Source organism: Okeanomitos corallinicola TIOX110, from assembly GCF_038050375.1.
GTDB lineage: Bacteria > Cyanobacteriota > Cyanobacteriia > Cyanobacteriales > Nostocaceae > Okeanomitos > Okeanomitos corallinicola.
Genome location: NZ_CP150886.1, coordinates 2,056,399 through 2,079,788 on the forward strand (window position 1 = coordinate 2,056,399; position 23,390 = coordinate 2,079,788).

The following is a 23,390-nucleotide window of genomic DNA, read 5'->3' on the forward strand; positions in this document are numbered from 1 at the left end:
TTTCCCTTTCCTAAAAAGTATCTATTTATCTAAGTTATCAACATAAATTTCCCACATCTGCCGATAGGCTTTTTCCATTTCACGGGTAAATTGTTTACCATTCCATAAAGGTGCATTCTTTTTTCCTTGTTTTAATTTCCAAGTCACTTCTTTTCTTAAATTTTCATTTTTACCAAACCTCACACCCCATTCCACATATTCCTCATCACTCCAAGCTATACCTTCTGTAATTCCCGCATTCATCATCATTCCATAACTATTACGAGCTGCAAATTGTTGTCCGACTTTGGTAACTAAAGGAATTTCTCTCCACAGAGTCTCTAAGGTTGTGGTTGCACCATTGTAGGGAAAAGTATCTAACACCACATCAGCAATGGTAAGATTAGCTCTGTGAATAGCTTCTGTAGCCATAATAGGTAGGAACTTAAAGCGATTTATATCCACACCTTTTAATTCTGCTATTTCTTCATAAAATTTCTGAGTTGCTTCCTCATCAGCGTATCCTTTAATTAGTAAATAACTATTTGGTACTTGTTTAATAATTTCTACTTGCAATTTACTATGGTCAATATGTCGTTTATAACCACTTTGTGTGACGAAATAAATAATTGCATCATCAGGAATATCTAATTCTTCTCTTCTTAAAGTCGGAACATTCACCTCAAAACCATCAACTGCAACGTAGGTTTGTGGTAAACGCCAGATTTTCTCTTGATAGTAATCTTGGGCATTTTCTGGCAGGACATAATCATCAGCAATAAAATAATCAATTGTTGATAAACCCGCAGCATCCCAACCTAACCAGGTAACTTGAATTGGTGCTGGTTTAATTGCTAAGACTTCAGCAGCATAGTCAAAAGTCATGCTATCTAAATCTATTAAAATATCAATTTCATCTTTCTGAATTTGCTCTATTAGTTCTCTTTTATCATTGGAACTAAAACTAGATGATTGATCAGATTTTTCTATAAACCACTCTTGCAGTCCATTGTCATTTGCAGTAGGTCTAATTATATAGGAATAAATCTTAAATTCTTCTCGATTATGATGAGTAAATAACCAGCGAGAAATCCAGCCTACAGAATGTTGTCTCAGACAACTAGACATATAAGCAATTTTTAAAACTTTATCTTTTTTGCTGTTGATGGGTTGGTTATAACGGTATTTATTAATAGTATCTTGAGAAGAAATTTCTATATTCTTCAGAGACAGATTCATTAATTCATTTTGCAGAGGACGAATTTTTTCCGGTTCGTCTTGAAAATATGGTAAAAAGAACATCGAAGTAAATAAGCGTAATACAAATAAATCATCCTCTATGATTGGAGATTCTTCTATTAATGCGGAGATTAATTCTTTTTGTCTGTTGATAGCTGCACAAGCTTCACCCCAATACCCTGTTGAAGTCATTAATGCTCTGATTAAGACATGATTAGCAAAGATTTTTTGTGCTAAAGTTTCAGAATATAAAACTAACTTTTTCGCAGTATTAATTCCTTCAAGATGTTGACGTGCATTTTGGTAGGCTGTACTGAGGGGAATTAAAATTTCTGGTTCTTCAGGAGCTATTGATAATAACACCTCAAGTATTTGGGCTGCATAACTATGTCTGGTGAAAAAGCTCATGATCTTCACAGAACCAGCTATGATGGCATAAATAAACTCATTGATATTTTGACCTTGAGTTTTGATGATATTGGTGAAGATTCTAATTAAATCTACACCATGCTTTTCTAAAGGTGTAAATTCTAGAATCTCTTGAGTTACTTTGACAACTAAATTAGAGTCAATTGTATGATAATCAGGTACTGATTCGAGAATTTCAATAATATTTAACTCATCTAAATAGTCATCATCTAATATTTCTAATGCAATTGCTAATCTAATACTTGCAAATAAGTTATTAATATCTGTGGGATTGATATTTCTCAAATGTTGGCGAATTGTCCAAGCTAATTTTTTCTCATCTAATTGTTCTTGTCGTTCCGCTTCTTCCCGTAATACTTGACTTAATTCTAATGTCCAAAGTTCAATTTCTGCTTCATCTTCTGTTTCACCCATCCCTAAAAACCAAGTTAGGGTAGCTTCTTCTTCCTCACCTTGTAAAATTAAACATAATCCCAAATACCAGTAATTAATCTTAATCTCTGGTTCATTTTCAATAGCTTTTTCAAAGTAACTGGCTGCTTTCTGGTAATTACCTTGGATAATATATTGGTAGCCTTCTTGATTTTTCCCTAACTGATTAATCATAATTATTTTTTTGTCTATTTTATGAACAATATACTAACAGAAAAGGCACGATTAATCGTGCCTTTCACTATATTAATAAATTAGATTTAGAAAAGTTAAGTTAAACTATGCTAATTAGGTACCAACTTGGGTACTACCACCAGCACAAGTTGTACCATCAGTTGGTGCGATAGCAGCAACAGCGCCAGGAACATCATTTTCGCAAAGAATAGCTACACTAGTAAAGTCATTGCTGTTACCACCAACAGGTCGTACTTCTACCGCACCGCCATAGCTTCTGAGAACAGCAACTTTACTAGCACCAGAACTATCAGCACGTGTCAAACCACCGGCGGATAGGTAGTCATAATTAACAGTTGAAGTATTAATACCAACACCTAAAACATCTGCGGCTGTACCAAATGTACTCTTCTCAGTGAAGTAAGCTTGTTGACCTTTGTTTAAAGAACCAACGTAGGTTTTAGCTTCGGACTGTTTAGCTTTGTTAGCTTGGTTCAAGAAGGAAGGTAAAGCAATAGCAGATAGAATACCGATGATGATGATTACAACTAACAATTCAATCAGGGTGAAACCTTCGCTATCTTTCTTTTTACCAATGATGTGTTGGATGAATTTAGCTTTTAGTTCAGTTTTCATAGTAGTTTTCCTTTCGAGGGGAGTGTTGTTTGTTTCCTTATGAGAAGAACTTACCCAGTTCTGATCAGTTTCATATCATCCCCAGCAAAAAATTTTTTTTACCATCTGTCTCAGGGGTGAAAAAATGCTGCCAAAATAGCCTAAAACCTTGATATAGAATACTTTCCAGAAAACGACACCTGGAAATAAAAACAGTAAAATTATTTTCTCTCCTAGTTGATATTGTTGGTTTAGGGATAAAAATGAACATTTATGTATAGTAGGTTGACGTAAGTACAAATTAAACCCCTCTCCAAACCTCTCCCCTACCTCTCCCTAACCCTCTCCTACAAGGAGAGGGGAAAGGAATTACTTTTATTACTGGAGAGGCTTTAAAATCCCCATTCCCTGGTAGGAAAGGGGGGTAGGGGGGTTAGGTTTTTGGTGATTATTGGTTCTATTTAATACTTTTCAAACAACCTCTGAGATTGACCCAAGGAAACCCAACATGATTGAAGATATAAGATAGTGTTGGGTTGCGCTACCGCTGAACCCAACCTGCGATTTTTGGTTATATATAGTACAGTCAGGTTCAGTTCCAGCAAATTATCTGTTTATCCTCAAAAATCATGCCTGTTTTTGTTCCCACCCTGAAAGCACAAGGTCATCTTGACCAGGTTCATATCACTATATGTAATGTCGGTTCTCGCAAAATCTCATCCGCAGATGATTATGGCGTTGGAGACTGGAACATTTTTGCACCCAACTTGACTATTTATGGTTTCGATGCAGATGCAGATGCTTGTGAAGAAGCTGAAGCAGAGTTGGAAGCACGGGGTATAAATTGGACTGAAAAGCATATCCCCCTAGCATTGGGTAAGTCCGTAGGTGAGTCAACTTTGTATGTAACTAAAGATCATGCGTGTAGTTCGCTGTATAAACCTAATGAACCTTTTATCTCACGATTTGCCTATCTATCAGAATTAATGGACTTAGATTTTACGATAGAACTTGAAACCACTACATTAGATACTTTTTGTCAAGCGGAAGGAATTGATAGTATAGATTTTCTTCAGATAGATGTCCAAGGTGCAGATTTAGAAGTTTTACAGGGAGCATCGGAAATTTTAAGTCGTGGAGTGTTAGGAATTCAGATTGAAGTTGAGTTTTCCCCTTTATATTTAAATCAACCTTTATTTGCAGATGTGGATATCCATCTCAGAAAAAATGGTTTTCAATTATTTGAGTTAGCAAGTGCCTATTGCGCTCGCGCTAGTTCACCCATAATATCAAATAATCGCCCTGGACAACTATTATGGGCAGATGCCTTTTATCTACAAGATCCTATAGGGATAAATTTCAATCCTGCGGTGAAAGAACCAGGTAAGATCCTCAAATTAGCTTGTATAGCTGATACTTTGGGATTTTTCGATTACGCGTTAGAATTATTAGAATACTTAACGATTAATTATGGAGATAATCCAAAATACAACTTTGCAGCGGTGATTATGAAAATTTTATCTGAATTACCGGCATTAGTAGAAACCGGGTTAGATTCCTTAGCTGTAGTTAATAATATTCGTCCCTATCTCAATAAATAAACTCAAGTTTATAGTGAGCGATTAATCGCTCACTACTACAATGAAGATTTGGTTTCTAACATAATCACATCGAAACTTTCTAGGACTAACAGCAGCTTTTGTAATAATTGAAAAACTTTAACTTTTTCTATCGGTTCTCCACTCAAAGGATCAAGTGGTCTAAACTGTTGCCATTTTTCTACTAAAGACATCATCGGTAAAGATGTTTCTAATAAGAAAAACAAACAAAGTGCCATTGAACTATCTACATAAACAAAGTCCTCTGTTACAGCTAAATCTTTACGAATTGGGAAAGTTTTACCTTCACTCACACAAGCAATCACATTTGTGATAACAATGGGATTATTAAACTGTGGATGTAGATGTACTGTAGCATTTTCCCATTCTGTATTTGTCCATTCATCAATGGGTATAAAGGTATTTCCTGCTTGGGGATGTCCACATAAAAAATCTAGTAATCTATGAATGGGGTGTAATAATTCAAATAACTGTAGTTGTTCTTCTATAGAAGCTTCTGGTAAACTCATCCCCAAAAAAGCAGGTAAGTTATCTGGTTCTTTAAATAAGTTCATTAAGTCCCATTGTCGCCAGTTTACCATTTTAATAAATTCTAAGTCTGCTGTCCTGAATGCTGAAAACATATCATTAATATTAAAGCCTTTATCTCCTTGTAATAAGTAGTTCATTAATATTCTTTGCTGGTCATCTTTTCCTTTAGAGGAACTTTTATTAGGATTCCAAACTTTTGTCTTAATTTCTGTATTTTCTTGTAGAGAATTCATGATTTCATGAACAAGTTCTATTTCCATATCTCCTGGATTTTCGTCCATCAAACCCATCATACTAAATACTTTTTGAGCGCGAAAATGACCAAATCTTTGTAGCGAGCTATGGATGTTACTACGAATAATTCCCTCTGGCTTTAATACATCTTTCATGGCTGTTAATGCTAAAGCTATATCAGGGAAAAAATACAAAGTTTCATCACAATTGATATAATCAAATTGATAATTTAATTGAGGTAAATCATAAATTGATAAAGTATAAAATTCAGCATTATCAAAACCATGATATTCTAATCTTTTTTGTGCCAGTTTAACTGATTCTTCTGATATATCAATACCAACTATTTTCGCACCAGGGTTAGCTTCTGCTAAAGTTAAGGACTTATAACCGCTTCCACATCCAGCATCTAAAATAATTTTGTCTTTTGTATCTATAACTTTTTGATTTCTTAAATAATAAGCAGTAACTAAACTATGAATATACAGATATTTATACTCTTCTTTCGGTGATTTATCCAAAGCATAATTCGGATAAGGTGCGCTATCAAATTGATTACGAATTTTATCCCACAGTTCTGAGTTAGATGTATTCATGGTAATTCCTCCTAATTATTTGTTGACTATGATACTAGCTGATACTAATAATTTATGTGCAGATATTTAATTTAACTCAACATCTATTTCGATTCCCGACTTCTGACATTAATGAGAAATCTGGTAAAAATTCAATGTGCGTTTTCTATAACCTTTGTAGAGACGTTCCATGGAACGTCTCTACATTCTTTTCACACTGTCACCTGTTCCCTGTTCCCTGTCACCTACTCTATGCTATACTAATTAAAACGTAGTCGTTATGAGTTTGTATAATATTATGACTAATTCCCCTGTCGAAAACTTAGTAATTATCGGTTCTGGTCCCGCTGGATACACCGCCGCTATCTATGCAGGAAGGGCAAATTTAAAACCCGTCGTCTTTGAAGGTTTCCAAAAAGGGGGTTTACCCGGTGGCCAACTGATGACAACTACAGAGGTTGAGAACTTCCCAGGGTTTCCCCAAGGTATCACCGGGCCGGAATTAATGGATAACATGAAGGCACAAGCAGAACGGTGGGGAGCAGAATTATATACAGAAGATGTGATATCCGTTGATTTGAGTCAGCGTCCTTTTACCATCCGTTCCCAAGAAAGGGAAGTAAAAGCCCATAGTTTAGTTATAGCTACCGGTGCAACAGCTAAACGTTTAGGTTTACCAAGTGAAACACAATTTTGGAGTCGGGGAATTTCCGCTTGTGCCATTTGTGATGGGGCAACACCCTGTTTTCGTGGGCAAGAGTTAGCAGTAATTGGTGCGGGAGACTCAGCCGCAGAAGAAGCAATATATTTAACTAAATATGGTTCTTTAGTCCATTTATTAGTCCGTTCTGAAAAAATGCGGGCTTCTAAAGCTATGCAAGACCGGGTTTTGAGTAACCCAAAAATTAAAGTACATTGGCACACCGAAGCGGTAGATGTCTACGGTAAGGAAGAAATGGCAGGTGTGCAAATTATTAATAAACAAACTGGGGAAGAAAGCACTATTAAAGCTAAGGGTTTATTTTACGCCATTGGTCACAAGCCCAATACAGAGCTATTTCAGGGACAATTGGAATTAGACGAGGTGGGGTACATTTCCACCCAAGATGGAGGTGTAAAAACCAGTATAGAGGGAGTATATGCCGCCGGTGATGTCCAAGACCATGAATTCAGACAAGCTATCACCGCTGCGGGAACTGGTTGTATGGCGGCTATGTTAGCAGAAAGATGGTTATCAGCAAAGGATTTAATTCATGAATTCCATCAAACCCAAGTTGAGGGAACAACACCCCACCCAGAAACCGAAAAAGCAGAAACCGCAGCGGAATTTAATTTAGAAAATACCCGCCATCATGGAGGTTATGCGTTAAGAAAATTATTCCATGAAAGCGATCGCGTGTTGTTAGTAAAATATGTGTCTCCTGGTTGTGGTCCCTGTCATACTTTGAAACCAATATTAAATAAAGTCGTGGATGAATTTGACAGTAAAATTCACTTTGTAGAAATTGATATTGACCAAGATCAAGATATTGCTGCTAATGCGGGAATTGTCGGCACACCCACAGTCCAGATATTTAAGGATAAAGAATTAGTGAAAGAGTTAAAAGGAGTCAAACAAAAAAGTGAATATCGGCAGTTAATAGAAAGTAATTTGTCATAGACATTCCCAAAAATGAATGTAGAGACCTTCCATGGAAAGTCTCTACAAGGGTTTTAGCAAAAATTATGAATATATTGATAGAGTTCCCGAAATAAAGGACATCTTCTTTGAACTTCGTCAGGTCTTATTTCTAATAAAAGCAAGGGGGTGTGATAACCTTTAGAAAATCTTGTGTCACTACTATCAAACTCTGCTAAAGTGCTTGAATCTACTAATGCTTCTGATAATTTTTCTTGACAACAATCTCTTTTATAATCATATTCACTAAAAGATTCAGGATGATCAAAGGGAATATTTTTTTGGGTACTTAACCACCAACGCATTTTTTCATGTCTACCCCGAAAATCGGGATTTTTACCTATTGAATTATCCCAATCAGCAATAATCCAAGCTTCTATTTCCGGTGCAGCAAAACCAACAAATTTTTCTATTTCATTAGTTCCAGATATTTTGGAAATTGCTACTAAAAATTTTTCCTTTTGTAAAATAGGATTTCGACAATCTAAATCATCAAATACTAAAATTAAATCACATTTATTAGGTTCATTTTTTAAAGCAATAGGTAATTCTTTACTTATTTGATCAATCAAACTTTTACCTGTTTTACCATAACCAACAGATTTACCAGGTTTAGGTCCCGGTTTTATCCGTGCTGGTGTTTTGCGAACAAATGTACAATCAGGAAAATTTTTTTGTAAAAATTTAATTAGTCCTCCTTCATCCCTTTTATCTTTATTCCTAATCCCAACTTCAGCTTCTCCCCCACCAGAAAAAACCCAAATTACCATGGCCATCCTCCCACAGTCGGATCACCAACCCGGTATAAATCACCGAGTTCCCAACCTTCTTCTAGTTTATCATTTAGCATTTCTTGATTAAGTCTTTTTATTGAAAAGTGGGTTTGATTTTCAGAATAAAAGCAATAGACATTTTCTAAACAATCGGTAAAATGATCCAACAAATCAGGACTATGTGTAGTGATAATAATTTGAGTTTTTCTAGCAGCTTGTTTAATCCATTCTGCTAAAATTGGCATCCAGGAAACGTGCAAACCTAACTCTGGTTCATCAATAACTAATAATGAAGGTAGTACAGGAGAATATAAAATAGTCGCCCAACATAACATTCTCACAGTTCCATCAGACATTTCACTTAGATAAAACGGTTCTTTACTATCCTCAAAATACCATTCTACAGTTAAAGATAATCTTCCCGAACGGATAGGACGAAGGCGACGAGTTTTAGGCAAAATTGACTTCATAGCTTGATTAATACTATCTTCAAAGTCAATATTTTCCTGAATTAAATTATCTAAAACTAAAGGTAAATTATCCCCAGAAGCAGATAAATAAATATCTCTTCCTCCTATTTTTGGTTCTGAAGTTCTGATTTGATTCAAGTCCATATTATTGGCGTTATAAAATTGCCATTTGGAAATAAAATCAATTAAATGTCTTCTAATTTTATAAGCAGGTGTATAATAAGGACGTAATTTGCTGCTTTCAAGGAATAATGGAAGTACATCAAGCCCTAAAACTGAAACATTCTTAAAAATCCTATTATAATTAGAATTAGAATCAAACTCTATCACATGATTTTGCCCTTCTTGATCAGAAATTGATATATTTCTATTATTTACATCAAAAACATAAAAATAAAATCCAGATGAATCTGATAAAATTTCTCTCTCAAGAATCAATATATGCTGTTTTCGATTAACATAGATATTGAATTCAAGTTTTATATTTTTATCTTTCAATTCATGATTTTGTTCAATTGCAGAAAAACAGTAGCTAAAATTAATAACCGCAGGACTGTCTACACTATTATCTAAAATTCTCTCAGCCCCAATTTTGCTCACTGCATCTTCAAAACTACTAACACCCCGACTTTCATCAGAAATAGTAGTTAAACAATCTTTTAAAAATTTTAAACAACTAATAAAATTACTTTTACCTGAACCATTAGAACCGATAAAAATATTCAAATTATCTAATTCCACAGGATGCGGTAAAGACAAATTTTTATAATTTTTATTTTCAATAAACTGTAAAGTAGTCTGATTCATAAACCTTGACCTTTTCCTAATTATCAATTACCTATGATCAATTACCCATTACATAACATCTGTGTGTCCTCTGTGACTCTGTAGTTTCTCCATCTTCCCACACTCACCAGAGATTTTCCCATAATTGTAGAACTGAACTCATCACAGCTAACGTCTAACTCGTACAATAAAGATAGATTGTTGCGAAATGTATAGTTAGGATTTATAGCTGTCATGACCTCAGCGGTTTTAATCGAAAATCTAAAAAAAAGCTACGGTACTTTTGAAGCTGTTAAGGATATCTCCTTTCAGGTCGAACCAGGAGAAATCTTTGGTTTACTCGGTCCCAACGGTGCAGGAAAAACTACCACTCTCCGGTCTTTGTGTACCCTCACAACCCCCGACTCTGGCAAAATCGCAGTTTCGGGAATATCTGTTCTTGATAACCCTAAACTAGCACGTCAAAAGCTGGGTTATGTCGCTCAGGAAGTCGCTTTAGATAAGGTTTTAACTGGTCGAGAACTGCTACAACTGCAAGCAGCACTTTATCACCTCCCCGGTAAGGTTATCAAAGAACGCATTAATAATGTTTTAGACTTACTTGGTTTACAGGAATACGCAGATAAGAAAACTGGCACTTATTCCGGTGGTTTACGCAAGCGTTTAGACTTGGCCGCTGGTTTGTTACATTCTCCAGATGTCTTAGTTTTAGATGAACCCACTGTAGGACTTGACATAGAAAGCCGTTTTGTGGTATGGGAATTTTTACGAAAGTTACGCGCTGCGGGTACTACAGTTGTTATCACCAGCCACTATTTAGAAGAAGTTGACGCTTTAGCTGATCGTGTCACAATTATAGACCGGGGTTTGGTAATTGCTACGGGTACACCTTCTCAGTTAAAAGATCAAGTAGGAGGCGATCGCATTACTTTACGCATCCGCGAATTTTCACCCACCGAAGAAGCGGAAAAAGCCAAAAATATCCTCTCAGCCTTACCTTTTGTCCAAGAAATTATCATTAATAACGCCCAAGGTAACTCTTTAAATTTAGTAGTTACTCCCCAAAATGACGCTTTAATTACTATTCAACAAGCGTTAAATAAGGCAGATTTACCTATTTTTGGAATTGCCCAATCTCGTCCTAGTTTAGATGATGTTTATTTAGCTGCAACTGGTAAAACTTTAATGGATGCAGAATTAGCTGCTGTAGCAAATCGTGATCCAAAAGCTGAGAAAAAGCAAAATATGAGATAGAGTGATTTTTGTTTGGTGATTGGTAATTGGTGATTAGTGATTGGGAATAATTGCTAATTATCAATTACCGAAAACTTTTCAAACTTCCTCTAAGAATAAAGTAAATAATCTGGATCTAACCAAACAATATAAAAAACATTTTTATTATCAATAACTAACATCAAAAATTCATAAAGACAGAACCAACTATTAGTTTTAATTTATATACTCATGTCAATGGAACTACCAAAAATTTTTAAAGACACTTTTGATACTGTCATCTGTCACACACAATATAATTATTTCATCGAGTACCATCTGAGAAAATACTAGGAAAGAAAATTTACTCACCGATGTCATCTCCACTGGACGATTTAATCACTGAATTAAAAAATAACTTCACCACTCACCGACGAGTTGCTGTAATTGGTAGTACCTCATTCTGGAATCATTCTACCCCTGCTATTTGTGAAACCACTGGCCGCAAACTGGCGCAAATAGAGGATATTGTCATGTTAACAGGTGGTGTTTCCGGTGTACCAGAAGCCCTATCCCGAAGCTTTTGGCGACACCAAAAACCAGAAAGTACCTCCCGCATTTTGCACATTCAACCTAAAGGTTTTATACCTTGGGAATATGGGGAAAATCTCACAGCCGGCGATACATTTCCACAACGCAGATGGGTTTTAGCTCATTTAGCACCCGTGTATTTACTGTTGGAAGGTGGTCCAGGAGCATTACAAGAAGCACAGTGGGCTTTGAATGCAGGGGCAATAGTTATACCCGTAGGATGTACTGGAGGGGCGGCGAAGACGGTTTATGCAGAGTTAACAGCAAATTCTGAATGGTTGAGAAATCAATCTTATACTGAAACAGCTTTAACAGCTTGGCAAGATATTAATAATACAAAGAATTCAGTAGAAAAAATTGCCACAGCTATTATTATTCTAATTGAACAATCTTTAGAAAAAAAAGCCAATCAAACATACACTAAACAAACATTACTCACCGAATTAGAACATCTTTTAGCCGCAGGAAATTGGCAAGCAGCTAATGAAATTACATTTGCTCTTTTCCGTGGAAAAACACCCAAAGATGTCAAAAATCCTGGTTGGATTCATTATAATTTAGATGAAATAGAAGCGGATATTTTACAAAAAATTGACCGTTTATGGGTGTATTATTCTCAAGGTAAGTTTGGGTTTAGTGTCCAGTGGCAAATATATTATCAGCTAGATATAGAAAATGATCTGGATGAAGAAATATTTGCCAAAAAAGTTGGTCGTCATGAAATTTTTATTCCTTATGATGTGAACAAGGTAAACTTTAATTTAGACTGTCCATCTGGTCATTTACCTTGGTTTTATTGGCGAGATTATACCAAACCAAATTTTTATGGTGGTGGTATTATGGGTGGAGGTGGTGTAGGTTGGGTCGCAATTTTTGAGTTAGAAGATAAATTAGAAAGATTTGGGGTAATTTCTCCAGCAGGGAAGCAGTGGAATAGAGAAGAAGTGATAGAAGCTATATCTAAAGGTGAGCGTATTTTTAGCCGGGGTAATTTACGAGGAATTGATTTACAAGGTTTAGATTTATCAGGTTGTTATTTTATCAAATCTGATTTAAGTCATAGTAATCTTAGTAGTTGTAAATTAAATCAATCTAACTTTCATTCTGCCAATCTTTACGAAGCTAATTTAGAGAATGTCCAGGGTGAAAATACTTGTTTCCAAAAAGCAAATTTAGAAGGAACAATTTTTACTTATTCTCGATTTATAGCAGTTAATTTTTTCCAATGTTACGCTTTGCGAGCAGTGTTTGATCAAAGTGAATGGCAAAATGTCAACGCTAGATGTGCTGATTTTTGGGGAGCGAGTTTTTATCATAGTAGATTGAATAATTGTGATTTTCAAAAAAGTGATGGTAGTTATAGTAATTGGCAAGAAGCTATTTTAGAAAACTGTAATTTTATAAATTTAATTACTACAAAATCTGGGTTAAAAATGACTCATTTCATAGGTAAAGAATGGAATCAACTACAATATAAACAGGCTAACTTATCTACTGTAAATATTACTCTTTCTGATAATACAAAAATAGAAGTAAGAAGAGAATCAAAAGTTATTTTAGATGGTAGAAAACCAAGAATTATGGTAATTGACGATTCTATTACAGTGAGAGAATTATTAGCAATGAATTTTCATAAAGTAGGTTATGAAGTAATAACAGCGCGGGATGGTTTAGATGCTTGGGAAAAATTAAAGGATAATTTAGTCTGTGATTTTATTTTCTGTGATGTAGAAATGCCGAAAATGGATGGTATTGAATTTGTCAGCAGAATGAAAAAAGATGAACAGTTAAAAAATATTCCCATTGCAATTCTTAGTAGTCGTCTTCCAGATAGAATGCGTCCTAATTTCTGGAATATATATGATATTGTTGGTCGTTTTACTAAACCTTATTCAGAGGATGTTTTATTAGGTATCGTCGCTAAAACTTTGGGAATAAATTATCAAATTCAAGATATATCTCAAGTAAATTCGGCAATAAATATACCACAAACAAGATTTTTGGCGATTGGTTTAAATTTAGAACAACGTAAAAATTTAGTTGCTTTTGTTAGATATTATCCACAATTTCTTTGTTCGTTTTTTCCAGAAGATGAAATTATTAATCCTGATGATTCTGGTTTTGATTATCAATCATTAACTCATAAATTGAAACAAAGAACTAGAAACAACATCCATATTTCATTATCTCTGTTTAGTTTGTCTAAAACTTGTACTTTTATTCCTGATCATTTTTTGATTAATGGTGATGTAGGTTATCCTATTTCTTATCCTGTTTATTTGGTGATTGATGTTCAGAGTTTTCAGAGTTCACAGAGAATAGATTTTGATTTTAATTTCCAGGAGATACCTGTGATTTTAGTTGGTGATAAACAGGAGATAATAGCAACGGATTGGAATATTCAAGGTTGTGTTTCTAATTGTGAGGAAATCATGGATATAATTGAACGCAGATAGACGCAGATTAACGCAGATAATATTTAGATGTCTCCGAAAACTGTCAAACTTCTACTATAACTATTTTAGGTTTGGTATTGCAGAAGCAAAGACTATTTTAGAGGAAAATGGTAAATATTTGGAAGTTTATAATTCCCAAGTTCAGCTACAAAGAGAAAAAAATCAAACTCTTAGTTTTAGTCTTTTTACAGTATTACAAACTATCGTGATTTTGGTAAGTTTTAGATTAGGTTGGTTGATCAATTTTCACAACTAATTGCAAATTTAAGAATGGTGCGTTACGAACTTTGTTCTCACACACCCTACAATAATGTTTTGCTATTTTAATTCTCAGACAATAAAATAACATCCTTCAAAATATTATTAGGAACTTTTTCCGGTAATGGATCAATTTCAAAATAAAGTATACTACTGTAGGGTATACCAATTAAACGATTATCAGACAAACACAAAAACAATTTATCTGCTTTCCCAATATTCATCAATTGAGTTGCTGCACTACCAGTTTGTGACCAACCCTAAACAGGAACTTCAAATGTTTGGGATGTACCGTTGATGTAGTGAACTACCAGTTTAAATGATGTGGGTGGAGTATTTGGATTCATTTGTCTTTTTTCTGTCAAAAATGTAACTGATACTAACATAACACAGATATCAGTGCTTTCTCTAAAAAATATTGTGCTAAATTATAGTTAAATGAACTGTAAATAAATTCTATACTTATTTTGTTCCGTAAGTAAATTGTGGTAAATAATCTACATCTAAAATTTGCTCAACAGTGTAAGGACATTGATCAGGAAAATTATTTAAACCACTTTTCTTTTTTGCTTGTCTTCTTGCATCATTGTAAACTTCTCCTAACACTTTCAACATATAATTATAGAGATTTTTTGATTTAGTTAATTTTCTCAATTCAACTCGAAAATTATCAATTTCTAATTCCCAATGATTTTGACAGTCGGGAACGCTCCAATATTGATAGAGTAGTAAGTGTTTGAGAAGTTGTAATAAATAGCTTTCTAATTTCCGCTTTTGCTCATTTCCCAATGCTTCTATCTCCTCAATTAAATGTTCCCAATCTAAATTTTCTAAATCTTTAGTTTGTAATTGTTTTAATGTTGTTTCTAACCATAAATGATAATCCTGTTCATAAAGATTTTGAGTTAGTAATTTAGACATCATCTGCTATTCTCCCAGTTTGGTATAAATTGAGCAATTTCTTTTCTCAATCATTTTTTGATATAATGTCATATTAAGAATTATAAATATTTCTTGCTCATGCCCAAAAAAGCAAATGTTTATAATTCAGATTCCTTAATTTTACAGTAAGCATTCAGCCATCAGGTTGTTAAGGGTTAGACTAGAAATCACCTATTGATTGATAATCTTATAGATTTATCAAATATTCTGACTCCTGACTCCTGAATTCTTACATTTTACACCCTGTATATCTAATGTTAAAAATGTTATGAAGACAGATATCAATTTTCAGCAAATAACCTCTCCCACTCTATCAACAGAAAACCCACCCAATTTCTTCGGTGAAATAGTCCAAGAAACTCTAGCATTAACCCGTCGTTTATTTATTCAATTACAACGTCGTCCTTCCAGTTTAGCCGCAGGAATTATTCAACCTGTAATGTGGTTGGTATTGTTTGGTGCATTATTCCAAAATGCCCCCCAAGGTTTATTTGGTGCTACGACAAATTACGGGCAATTTTTAGCCGCTGGTGTAATAGTATTTACCGCCTTTGCTGGGGCATTAAATGCAGGTTTACCAGTGATGTTTGATCGGGAATTTGGCTTTTTAAACCGCTTATTGGTTGCACCTTTAGCTTCTCGGTTTTCCATTGTGTTTGCTTCTGCGATTTTTATCATCAGCCAAAGTTTACTGCAAGCGGCGGTTATTGTGGGTGCGGCGGCATTTTTAGGTGCAGGTTTACCTGATGCTGCGGGCTTGAGTGCGATCGCCCTCATCGTCTTCCTTCTCGCTTTAGGTGTAACTGCTATTTCCCTGGGTTTAGCCTTTGCATTACCCGGACACATTGAATTAATTGCAGTAATTTTTGTTACTAACTTACCTTTACTATTTGCCAGCACCGCCTTAGCACCCTTATCCTTTATGCCAGGTTGGTTGCAAGTTATCGCCACCCTTAACCCCCTCAGCTATGCCATAGAACCAATTCGTTACTTATATCTCCACAGCAACTGGGGATTAAATGATGTAGTAATGCACACTTTCTGGGGTGATATTACCTTTGGGGGTGCATTGTTAGTATTACTAGGATTTGCAGTAGTAGCTTTACTGAGCATTCAACCTAGATTACGCAAGACACTAGCTTAAAATAGAAGCATGATTAAATTTGTACAATGTGAGGGGAAATCTCGTGAAAAAACCATTCTTACCAGTTCACAAAATCCTAATTGCTACCTTTGCTGGAATTAGCTTTGCTTCTTTCTTAGTAGCACAACCTAGTTTAGCTGATACTGAGCAACCATTTAGTAGTTTGGAAACCGATAGAAACGCCAACTCATTATTTGGTAACGGCTCAGATTTTAATATGTTTGAATTGATGCACCGCGCCCAGTTTGGTCCCTTAAACTGGAATCAGCAAGAACAAAATCAACAGTTAAATGATGCCGCAGCGGCTTTTAGAGCCAAACAAAGAAAACTTTGGCTTCAGCAACAACCAAGTACCAGTTCACCAACTATAAACGGTGAAAATGCAGCACCATTGATGATTTTACCTGCTGATAAATGATCAACAAAAACCTCAACTTTTCATCCTCGGTAGGGTTAGAAGTTGAGGTTTTACAGCACTTCCCACTACTATGAGATACGACTTGGGCGGGCAAGATGCCCACCCCAAAAGATTTTTCTAAAAAACTACAAACCAAGTGCAGCTAAAACATCACTAGCATGGGTAGTTGTGTTAACAGCACCATCAACATGAGTAATTTTGCCTTCGGGGCTAATGACGTAGGTAACGCGCTTGGCATAACCACCACCATCAACATCGTAAGCTTTAATGAGAGCTTGTTCAGTGTCAGCTAGTAAGGGGAAATTCAGATTATATTTAGCGGTGAATGCTTGGTGGGAAGCTTCATCATCACTACTTACTCCCAAAACGACAACATCTTTACCTTGATATTCAGGTTGGGCATCCCGGAAACTACAAGCTTGTTTGGTACAACCTGGTGTGTCATCCTTGGGGTAAAAATACAGAACTACTGTTTTACCAGCAAAATCAGATAAAGATACTGTATTGCCGTTTGTGTCTTTAGTGGTAAATGCAGGTGCAACTGTACCAACTGCTAGTGCCATAATTAACCTTTCCTGTTTCAGACTGTTGATGCTCTTGAGATTTTACAATACTTTACCAAGGAACAGGTGACAGGTGACAGTAAGAAGGAGTTAGGAGAAAGAATAACTTGAAAATAAAGAATTAATTTTCACCCCATCACCCCAACTCCCCACACCCTGCAACAATAAACCTATGACTACATTAGATTCTCCAAACCCGAAACCCTTTGTTTACACTCAGAAAACATTAGAGAGAGCCGAGCGATCGCTGATCTGTTCACCTTTTCATCTGAGTTTATTTACAGCCATGCAAACCCAGAGTATATCCTTGGGGGCGATCGCCACAGAAACAGGTTTTCAAACAGGTTACACCAAACGCCCATTGTCAGAATTAGTCTGTGATAATGCTTTAGGTTGGTTAATCGAAGTGGGAATATTGCGGCGAGAAGTGGATGGACAAGGTATTACCGACGGTTTTCGGCTCACACCTCTGGGTTATCAATTAGTAGAAAAATTCCTAAATACAACTTGGCCTAGCCCATCATTAGGCGATCGCGTTAATGATGCCATTACCCGTTGGTTTCGACTACCTTTTTAGAGAAAAATTGACATCTTCAAATAAGCAAGTCAAAGTGAAAGCTAGGTTTAGGAAATTATGATCCCTGATCCTAGTTTTTTGATCTGCTCTTTTTTTCGTTTGATGAGCAGACTAGCAAATAACAAATCTTTCAACCCAAAATTGTAGCGCCGCTCAAAAAACATAAAAGTCAATCTATGAAATCAATCATGGTAGTGGGAACAACATCCCACGCTGGGAAATCACTGATAACTACAGCTATCTGCCGTATTCTGTCACGCCGTGGCTGGCGAGTCGCTCCATTTAAAGGTCAAAACATGGCTTTAAACGCCTATGTCACCGCCAGTGGTGGAGAAATAGGTTACGCTCAAGCAGTGCAAGCTTGGTCTGCGGGAGTAGCTCCCTTAGTAGAAATGAACCCTATTCTACTTAAACCCCAAGGTGATATGACTTCTCAAGTCATCCTCAAAGGTAAACCTGTCGGCAACGTTAGTGCAACAGATTACTATGCCCAATATTTTGAAATCGGTTGGCGCGCAATTCAAGAATCACTCAAACTACTAGAAACAGAATTTGATTTAATCGTTTGTGAAGGTGCAGGAAGTCCCGCAGAAATCAACCTCAAGCACCGTGATTTAACTAATATGCGGGTAGCGAAACATTTGAATGCACCTACTTTATTAGTCGTTGATATTGACCGAGGTGGTGCTTTTGCCCATGTAGTTGGTACTTTGGAACTATTAGAACCCGACGAAAGAGCTTTAATCAAAGGTGTAGTCATTAACAAATTCCGGGGACAGCGATCAATTCTTGAACCTGGGATCAAATGGTTAGAAGAACGCACAGGAATACCTGTTGTTGGTGTTATTCCCTATCTACAGGAAGTATTTCCGGCGGAAGATTCTTTAGACTTACTGGAACGCAAACCCCATAAAGAACAATCTGAATTAAATATCGCTGTGATTCGTTTACCGAGAATTGCCAACTTTACTGATTTTGATCCCTTGGAATCAGAAGCCAGCGTATCAGTAAGATACCTGAGTCCTAAGCAAGATTTAGGACATCCCGACGCTGTAATTATTCCCGGTACAAAAACCACAGTTGCTGACCTGATCCTGCTGCAAAAAACTGGGATGGCGGCAGCAATTCAAAACTATGCGGCTTCTGGGGGAACGGTTTTAGGTATTTGTGGCGGTTTCCAAATGTTAGGAGAAATAGTAGCTGATCCAGAAGGGGTAGAAGGCCAAGCTGGCAGATATGAAGGGTTAAATTTATTCCCCATGAAAACTGTAATTACAGGACAAAAAATAGCTCGTCAGCGTCAAGTTACTTCTAATTATCCCCAGATGGGTTTACCTGTAAATGGATTTGAAATTCATCAAGGACGATCTCGTCTAGAACAACCAACAGGTAAAAATATCTGTCAACCGCTATTTGATGATGTTAACTTAGGTTTGGTAGATAGTTGTCAATCTGTTTGGGGTACTTATTTACACGGGATTTTTGATAACGGCCCCTGGCGACGTGCATGGTTAAATCGTCTGCGTCAACAAAGAGGTTTAAAATCTTTACCTACAGGTGTTGCTAATTATCGAGATCAACGAGAACAAATTTTAGATTCTTTAGCTACGGAAATCGAAACTCATTTAGATTTAACACCGTTTTTGTCTTAGATAAAGAGCAATAATTAATAACTATGAAGATCCGTTTTCTACCAGATAATATTACCGTTGAGGCCGAAGTCGGAGAACCCTTATTAGATGTTGCAGATAGGGCAGGGGTATCAATTCCTACTGGTTGTTTAATGGGAACTTGTCATGCTTGCACTGTGGAATTAGATGATGGGGAAGTGATCCGCGCTTGTTTGACACCTGTTCCTCCAGGAAAAGAGGAATTAACCATACATCTTTTTAGTGATCCAACTTGGTAAGTAATTATTTTTTTGATTGTTTTTTAGTTATCAGGAATATGCTGTAGGGACATGGTTATTCTGTGTCTCTACAAATTTTGGGAATAGAGATAGAATATAACGCCAAAATTATTGATTATTGGCATCTTGCCAATAGCCTGAAATCCTCCATATTTTATCAAAGTTTTCATTTTGGGCTGCTGCTACCCAAGGTGGCATGAGAAAAGTTTTGATTTCGTGAATTAATTCACTCAATGAATTTGGTATCTGTTCTATTTTTAATTTATTTTTAAAGGCTTGCCACTGTTTTTGTTTATCTGCATCATTAAAAAACTCTTCTGTGAAAGCTAAAGGTTCTTTAATTGGGATGTCTGTTTTACGTCTATGAAAAGTGTTATTTATTGCCTGACAAAGTAAACTTCCTTTAAATTCAAAATTTCTGCACAGAAACCAAATATCATAAAAATCTTTCATCCGACTATTGCTAATACCAAGAGAAACCATTGCTTGAAACTTTTCCGCGATTACTGTCTCCCGTGGATAAATTTGTAAACGTGGTTTTGGTAGATTTAGAATAGGTTCTATTTCTACTTCTTCCGCATCAGGTGTAACAGCATCACCAAATCCTATATCTACTTGAATAGCAATTTCAATGTTGGATAATTTTCCTTTTAATTTAATTCTTACCCCTTCATACTCCTGATCTTCTTTAATTAATTCTCCTTTCACGGAATCAGATAAAAAGATAATTCCGTCTTCCTCACATTCAATTTCACAAATTTCTTTGTAAACATTCACTAAATATTCAATTTCATTATTACCGAAACAGAGTAAATCTAAATCTTTAGTCGCTCTATGGGGTTCACCATGCCAAACTTTGAAAAGAGTAGCACCTTTTAAAACATATTGTGCTTGATATGAAGATTGACTTAGCCTATATAATAATCTTTCTCCCACATAACGAGTCAATAAATAATTATAATCTTCCCCTCTGGTTTTAGATATTGTCAGTAATTTAGATTTAATAGATGCAGCTATATTAATAGGCTTTTTTGATTTCATGGGAGTGATTCTAAATAAGGACGCATCACATTATGTACTCTACAAATTTTGGCATAATACCATATTTCATCCATTGAACATCTTTTTCCCCGCCAAGATTCACGGAGGGCTTCTAAAGCCACATCAAGACCAATTTTATTACGGAATTTAAAACAATCTGCAATTGTTTTTGGCAAAGAATATATACGAACTGTCACACCTTCTATGATATGTTCTTCAATTCCTGCTTCTAAAGATTTACCAGACATATAAATAATTCTCAGTGGTAGCAGATGATCTTTAGGAGGACGGGATTTTTGAGGAATTGCCAACCAAACTTCAAAGGGTGTTTGAGTTGTTAATTGATAGAAATTAAGCGCAGATAGAAGGCAAATGATACCTTTAGGAACTCGTTTTGCAGTTTCCACCAAAGTATGATTTTCTGTTATTTCTGCATCTGTAAAAGTATAAACACCGCGAGCAGAACGTACAAGTAAACCTTCGTTTTCTAGACGTTTGAGATATTCTCTGTGAATACCTTTTGCTTCTATGTCTTTGGCTCTAATTACTGCTGTTTTGGTGGAGTAATTGAGTATTTTCTGGGTTTTGGACATAATTACATTTTTTTCATCTTTAATGCCGTATTTTTTACATTTGTGATAAATTGTAGGTAGTTTATTAATAAGTATCTACATTTTATCACAAAATTCTGGCAAGTTTTCTGGTTAAAGTATCCCAAATTCCGCACCCTAAACTTTCACACAATGAAAATTAGTCGTTTGGAGATTTGAGAACCTAAAATTTATACTTCGATGTATTCAGTAATCAAAAATTATAAATTGTAACACATGGGTGTGCGGAATGTGGATTATAGGTAAATATTAGTGTTAAAATTGGTTATTGACATAAAAATAACTTGAAAGTTAAGGCAAAATGAAAACTTTAAATATGTCTATCATGAACCTATATAGTGAATTAGAAAATATTTTTCGTCAACAAATATTAGATAGTTATCCTATAGATTGGAAAGAAGATTACATTACCCACAAAATATTTTTTGAATATAGAAAACTATTTCGTAATCTTCAAATTAATGGTTTATCTTCATCAACTATCAGTATCAACTCAGCAGCATATAAGTTTAGTGGTAATCCTGAAAGGCTATTTGGTGACATAGGGTTTATTGTAAAAATTACAGATGCTGATAGGAATCATTTTGAGGGTGTTACTTCTCTGGAAGCAAAAATTAGACATAAGAAAACAGGAAAATTTGAAGAGATTAAGGTTAATCAACTAAATAGAATTAGTAAGAATCTCCAATATCCTATGTTACTGATGTATGATTATAACCCAATTGATAAATTTCATGATTATTCATTTTTTCCATCAACTGCAAGACGAAATCATACAGCAGTTGTACCTATTAATATTGTAAAATCAATTATTCCAACCGTTCCTGATTATTTGAAGAAAGATAAAAATAGTAAAACCTCTATAGATACAAAAGGTATATACAAATTCTCTGTTCCTTTAGCCTATCAAATAATATTTAGATACTTTAGAGGACTAGATTTAGATTTTGACCAAGACTTGATAAGAATTATGAAAGGTTATGAAAATGAAGAACTTGATGCCTATGACTTAAGAGAAATACTATTACCTAAATATCTTTTGCTAGTTCATGTTAATTATGGAAATTCTGAAACAAATATTGATTTTGATGTTAATACAGGTCTTTTTCAAGAAATAACATCTTCAGAAGAACAGGAATTTGATTTTTAAAGAAATTAAACAATAAGGTATTGTTTTAAAAATAAATTATAGTAACGAAAAAGGTGAACAGCAATGACTACCAAAACAATTTCTTGGCAATCTATCCGCGAAGAATTGCTTGCAGATCCAGAGGTAAAAGCTGAATATGATGCACTGGAATTAGAATTTCAGTTAGCAAAAAAAATCATTGCACTGAGAAATTCTATGGGCTTAAACCAAAGAGATTTTGCAGAAAAAGTAGGCATTAAACAACCACATCTAGCTAGAATTGAATCTGGTAAACAAATACCTAAATTGGAAACTTTAACTAAACTTGCTGCTGCCGCTGGCTATTCTGTGGCAATTCACTTTATCCCTAATCAAGAAATCAATTCCAATACCAAAATTGAACCTGTAAAAATTCCTTCCGCTTCTTCTTAAAACGAAATTAGCAGTAAATAAAAAACTTACTGCCAAATTCCCCCATCTCTATCCATCACTCTTGGCATTCAAAGCGTATTCCTTAAACCTCTCCAAATCCGCTTGAATAGTTGACTCTACAACCTTTCCCAAAAACAAATTATCCATCAACTTACCCAAAAAACCAGGGATAGCATAGGAAATAGTCATTTTCACAATGCTACCTCCCTCATGGCGATCGTAAAAACGAATTGCCCCTTGATTTGGTAAACCATCCACAGATTCCCATTGAATTATTTGATTGGGAATAGTTTTAAGAATACGAGATTTCCAGTTAAAATCCCAACCACCTGTACTTAATTTCCATATAGAAATTTCTGGATCATCGGGTGAAATTTTCACAGAATCAATCCATTTCATCCATTTCGGCATTTGTTCTAAATCAGACCACAAGCTCCATACAAATTCTATGGGAACTTCGACTTCTACCTGTACACTATGTTCTAACCATTCAGCCATTGGATTTTAGATTTTAGATTTTAGATTTTAGATTGGTGATTGGTAAACTCCCTTCTGTCACCTGTCACCTGTCAC

At 35.3% G+C, this 23,390-nt stretch carries 22 protein-coding genes; 11 read left to right on the top strand and 11 right to left on the bottom strand.

The window, feature by feature from the left end; translation table 11 throughout:
• Window positions 1–21 precede the first annotated feature (21 nt).
• Together WJM97_RS09035 and WJM97_RS09040 are read right to left on the bottom strand one after the other, a co-directional pair.
• Window positions 22–2,253 (bottom strand): O-linked N-acetylglucosamine transferase, SPINDLY family protein, encoded by a 2,232-nt coding sequence (locus WJM97_RS09035; RefSeq protein ID WP_353932705.1) that lies wholly within the window; start codon window positions 2,251–2,253, stop codon window positions 22–24.
• A 114-nt stretch (window positions 2,254–2,367) separates the two neighbouring features.
• A complete protein-coding gene (locus WJM97_RS09040) occupies window positions 2,368–2,889 on the bottom strand; it encodes a type IV pilin-like G/H family protein (RefSeq protein WP_353932706.1) in 522 nt (173 codons plus the stop codon).
• A gap of 608 nt (window positions 2,890–3,497) precedes the next feature.
• Here WJM97_RS09040 and WJM97_RS09045 point away from each other — a divergent pair.
• Entirely contained in the window at window positions 3,498–4,469 is a 972-nt protein-coding gene (locus WJM97_RS09045; protein ID WP_353932707.1) for an FkbM family methyltransferase, read from the top strand.
• Window positions 4,470–4,504: 35 nt separating this feature from the next.
• Here the strand turns inward: WJM97_RS09045 and WJM97_RS09050 are convergent, their stop codons facing one another.
• Window positions 4,505–5,848 carry a class I SAM-dependent methyltransferase gene (locus WJM97_RS09050; protein ID WP_353932708.1) on the bottom strand — a complete coding sequence of 448 codons (1,344 nt, stop codon included), beginning with the start codon at window positions 5,846–5,848 and terminating at the stop codon, window positions 4,505–4,507.
• 277 nt (window positions 5,849–6,125) lie between these two features.
• Between WJM97_RS09050 and trxB the strand changes: the two genes are divergently transcribed.
• Complete coding sequence (trxB, locus tag WJM97_RS09055) at window positions 6,126–7,487, top strand: thioredoxin-disulfide reductase (protein WP_353932709.1); 1,362 nt, start codon at window positions 6,126–6,128, stop codon at window positions 7,485–7,487.
• 53 nt (window positions 7,488–7,540) lie between these two features.
• Here the strand turns inward: trxB and WJM97_RS09060 are convergent, their stop codons facing one another.
• Together WJM97_RS09060 and WJM97_RS09065 are read right to left on the bottom strand one after the other, a co-directional pair.
• Window positions 7,541–8,275: a hypothetical protein gene (locus WJM97_RS09060; RefSeq protein WP_353932710.1), complete on the bottom strand. Its 735-nt coding sequence runs from the start codon at window positions 8,273–8,275 to the stop codon at window positions 7,541–7,543.
• Entirely contained in the window at window positions 8,269–9,555 is a 1,287-nt protein-coding gene (locus tag WJM97_RS09065; RefSeq protein ID WP_353932711.1) for an AAA family ATPase, read from the bottom strand. The genes WJM97_RS09060 and WJM97_RS09065 overlap by 7 nt, the downstream gene beginning before the upstream one ends.
• Before the next feature lie 213 nt (window positions 9,556–9,768).
• Between WJM97_RS09065 and WJM97_RS09070 the strand changes: the two genes are divergently transcribed.
• Window positions 9,769–10,788, top strand: a complete 1,020-nt coding sequence (locus tag WJM97_RS09070; protein WP_353932712.1) for an ABC transporter ATP-binding protein — start codon at window positions 9,769–9,771, stop codon at window positions 10,786–10,788.
• Window positions 10,789–11,120: 332 nt separating this feature from the next.
• On the top strand, window positions 11,121–13,793 hold the full coding sequence (locus WJM97_RS09075; protein WP_353932713.1) for a GUN4 domain-containing protein: 2,673 nt from the start codon (window positions 11,121–11,123) through the stop codon (window positions 13,791–13,793).
• Between the two features lie 518 nt (window positions 13,794–14,311).
• Here the strand turns inward: WJM97_RS09075 and WJM97_RS09080 are convergent.
• Entirely contained in the window at window positions 14,312–14,437 is a 126-nt protein-coding gene (locus WJM97_RS09080; protein WP_353932714.1) for a hypothetical protein, read from the bottom strand.
• A 76-nt stretch (window positions 14,438–14,513) separates the two neighbouring features.
• Window positions 14,514–14,975: a DUF29 domain-containing protein gene (locus tag WJM97_RS09085; protein ID WP_353932715.1), complete on the bottom strand. Its 462-nt coding sequence runs from the start codon at window positions 14,973–14,975 to the stop codon at window positions 14,514–14,516.
• 286 nt (window positions 14,976–15,261) lie between these two features.
• On the opposite strand from WJM97_RS09085, the gene WJM97_RS09090 reads away from it, so the two are divergent.
• Both WJM97_RS09090 and WJM97_RS09095 read left to right on the top strand, forming a co-directional pair.
• Window positions 15,262–16,137, top strand: coding sequence for an ABC transporter permease (locus tag WJM97_RS09090; RefSeq protein ID WP_353932716.1), 876 nt, complete (start codon window positions 15,262–15,264; stop codon window positions 16,135–16,137).
• Window positions 16,138–16,180: 43 nt separating this feature from the next.
• A complete protein-coding gene (locus tag WJM97_RS09095) occupies window positions 16,181–16,555 on the top strand; it encodes a hypothetical protein (RefSeq protein ID WP_353932717.1) in 375 nt (124 codons plus the stop codon).
• A gap of 125 nt (window positions 16,556–16,680) precedes the next feature.
• On the opposite strand, the gene WJM97_RS09100 is transcribed toward WJM97_RS09095, so the two are convergent.
• Window positions 16,681–17,118 (bottom strand): peroxiredoxin, encoded by a 438-nt coding sequence (locus tag WJM97_RS09100; RefSeq protein WP_353932718.1) that lies wholly within the window; start codon window positions 17,116–17,118, stop codon window positions 16,681–16,683.
• 172 nt (window positions 17,119–17,290) lie between these two features.
• Here WJM97_RS09100 and WJM97_RS09105 point away from each other — a divergent pair, with 172 nt between their 5' ends.
• The 3 genes from WJM97_RS09105 (at window position 17,291) to WJM97_RS09115 (ending at window position 19,604) form a co-directional block, all read left to right on the top strand.
• Window positions 17,291–17,695 carry an Npun_F0494 family protein gene (locus tag WJM97_RS09105; protein ID WP_353932719.1) on the top strand — a complete coding sequence of 135 codons (405 nt, stop codon included), beginning with the start codon at window positions 17,291–17,293 and terminating at the stop codon, window positions 17,693–17,695.
• Window positions 17,696–17,871: 176 nt separating this feature from the next.
• Window positions 17,872–19,347, top strand: a complete 1,476-nt coding sequence (gene cobQ, locus WJM97_RS09110; RefSeq protein WP_353932720.1) for a cobyric acid synthase CobQ — start codon at window positions 17,872–17,874, stop codon at window positions 19,345–19,347.
• Between the two features lie 17 nt (window positions 19,348–19,364).
• Window positions 19,365–19,604 carry a 2Fe-2S iron-sulfur cluster-binding protein gene (locus WJM97_RS09115; RefSeq protein ID WP_353933135.1) on the top strand — a complete coding sequence of 80 codons (240 nt, stop codon included), beginning with the start codon at window positions 19,365–19,367 and terminating at the stop codon, window positions 19,602–19,604.
• Window positions 19,605–19,712: 108 nt separating this feature from the next.
• Here WJM97_RS09115 and WJM97_RS09120 read toward each other — a convergent pair whose 3' ends face one another.
• The gene (locus tag WJM97_RS09120) at window positions 19,713–20,645 is read right to left on the bottom strand and encodes a nucleotidyl transferase AbiEii/AbiGii toxin family protein (RefSeq protein WP_353932721.1); all 933 of its coding nucleotides are present in this window, start codon (window positions 20,643–20,645) and stop codon (window positions 19,713–19,715) included.
• Complete coding sequence (locus WJM97_RS09125; RefSeq protein ID WP_353932722.1) at window positions 20,642–21,238, bottom strand: type IV toxin-antitoxin system AbiEi family antitoxin domain-containing protein; 597 nt, start codon at window positions 21,236–21,238, stop codon at window positions 20,642–20,644. The genes WJM97_RS09120 and WJM97_RS09125 overlap by 4 nt, the downstream gene beginning before the upstream one ends.
• A gap of 319 nt (window positions 21,239–21,557) precedes the next feature.
• On the opposite strand from WJM97_RS09125, the gene WJM97_RS09130 reads away from it, so the two are divergent.
• Together WJM97_RS09130 and WJM97_RS09135 are read left to right on the top strand one after the other, a co-directional pair.
• Window positions 21,558–22,406 carry a hypothetical protein gene (locus WJM97_RS09130; RefSeq protein ID WP_353932723.1) on the top strand — a complete coding sequence of 283 codons (849 nt, stop codon included), beginning with the start codon at window positions 21,558–21,560 and terminating at the stop codon, window positions 22,404–22,406.
• Between the two features lie 63 nt (window positions 22,407–22,469).
• Window positions 22,470–22,817, top strand: a complete 348-nt coding sequence (locus WJM97_RS09135) for a helix-turn-helix transcriptional regulator (RefSeq protein ID WP_353932724.1) — start codon at window positions 22,470–22,472, stop codon at window positions 22,815–22,817.
• 48 nt (window positions 22,818–22,865) lie between these two features.
• On the opposite strand, the gene WJM97_RS09140 is transcribed toward WJM97_RS09135, so the two are convergent.
• Window positions 22,866–23,315: an SRPBCC family protein gene (locus tag WJM97_RS09140; protein ID WP_353932725.1), complete on the bottom strand. Its 450-nt coding sequence runs from the start codon at window positions 23,313–23,315 to the stop codon at window positions 22,866–22,868.
• Window positions 23,316–23,390 lie beyond the last annotated feature (75 nt).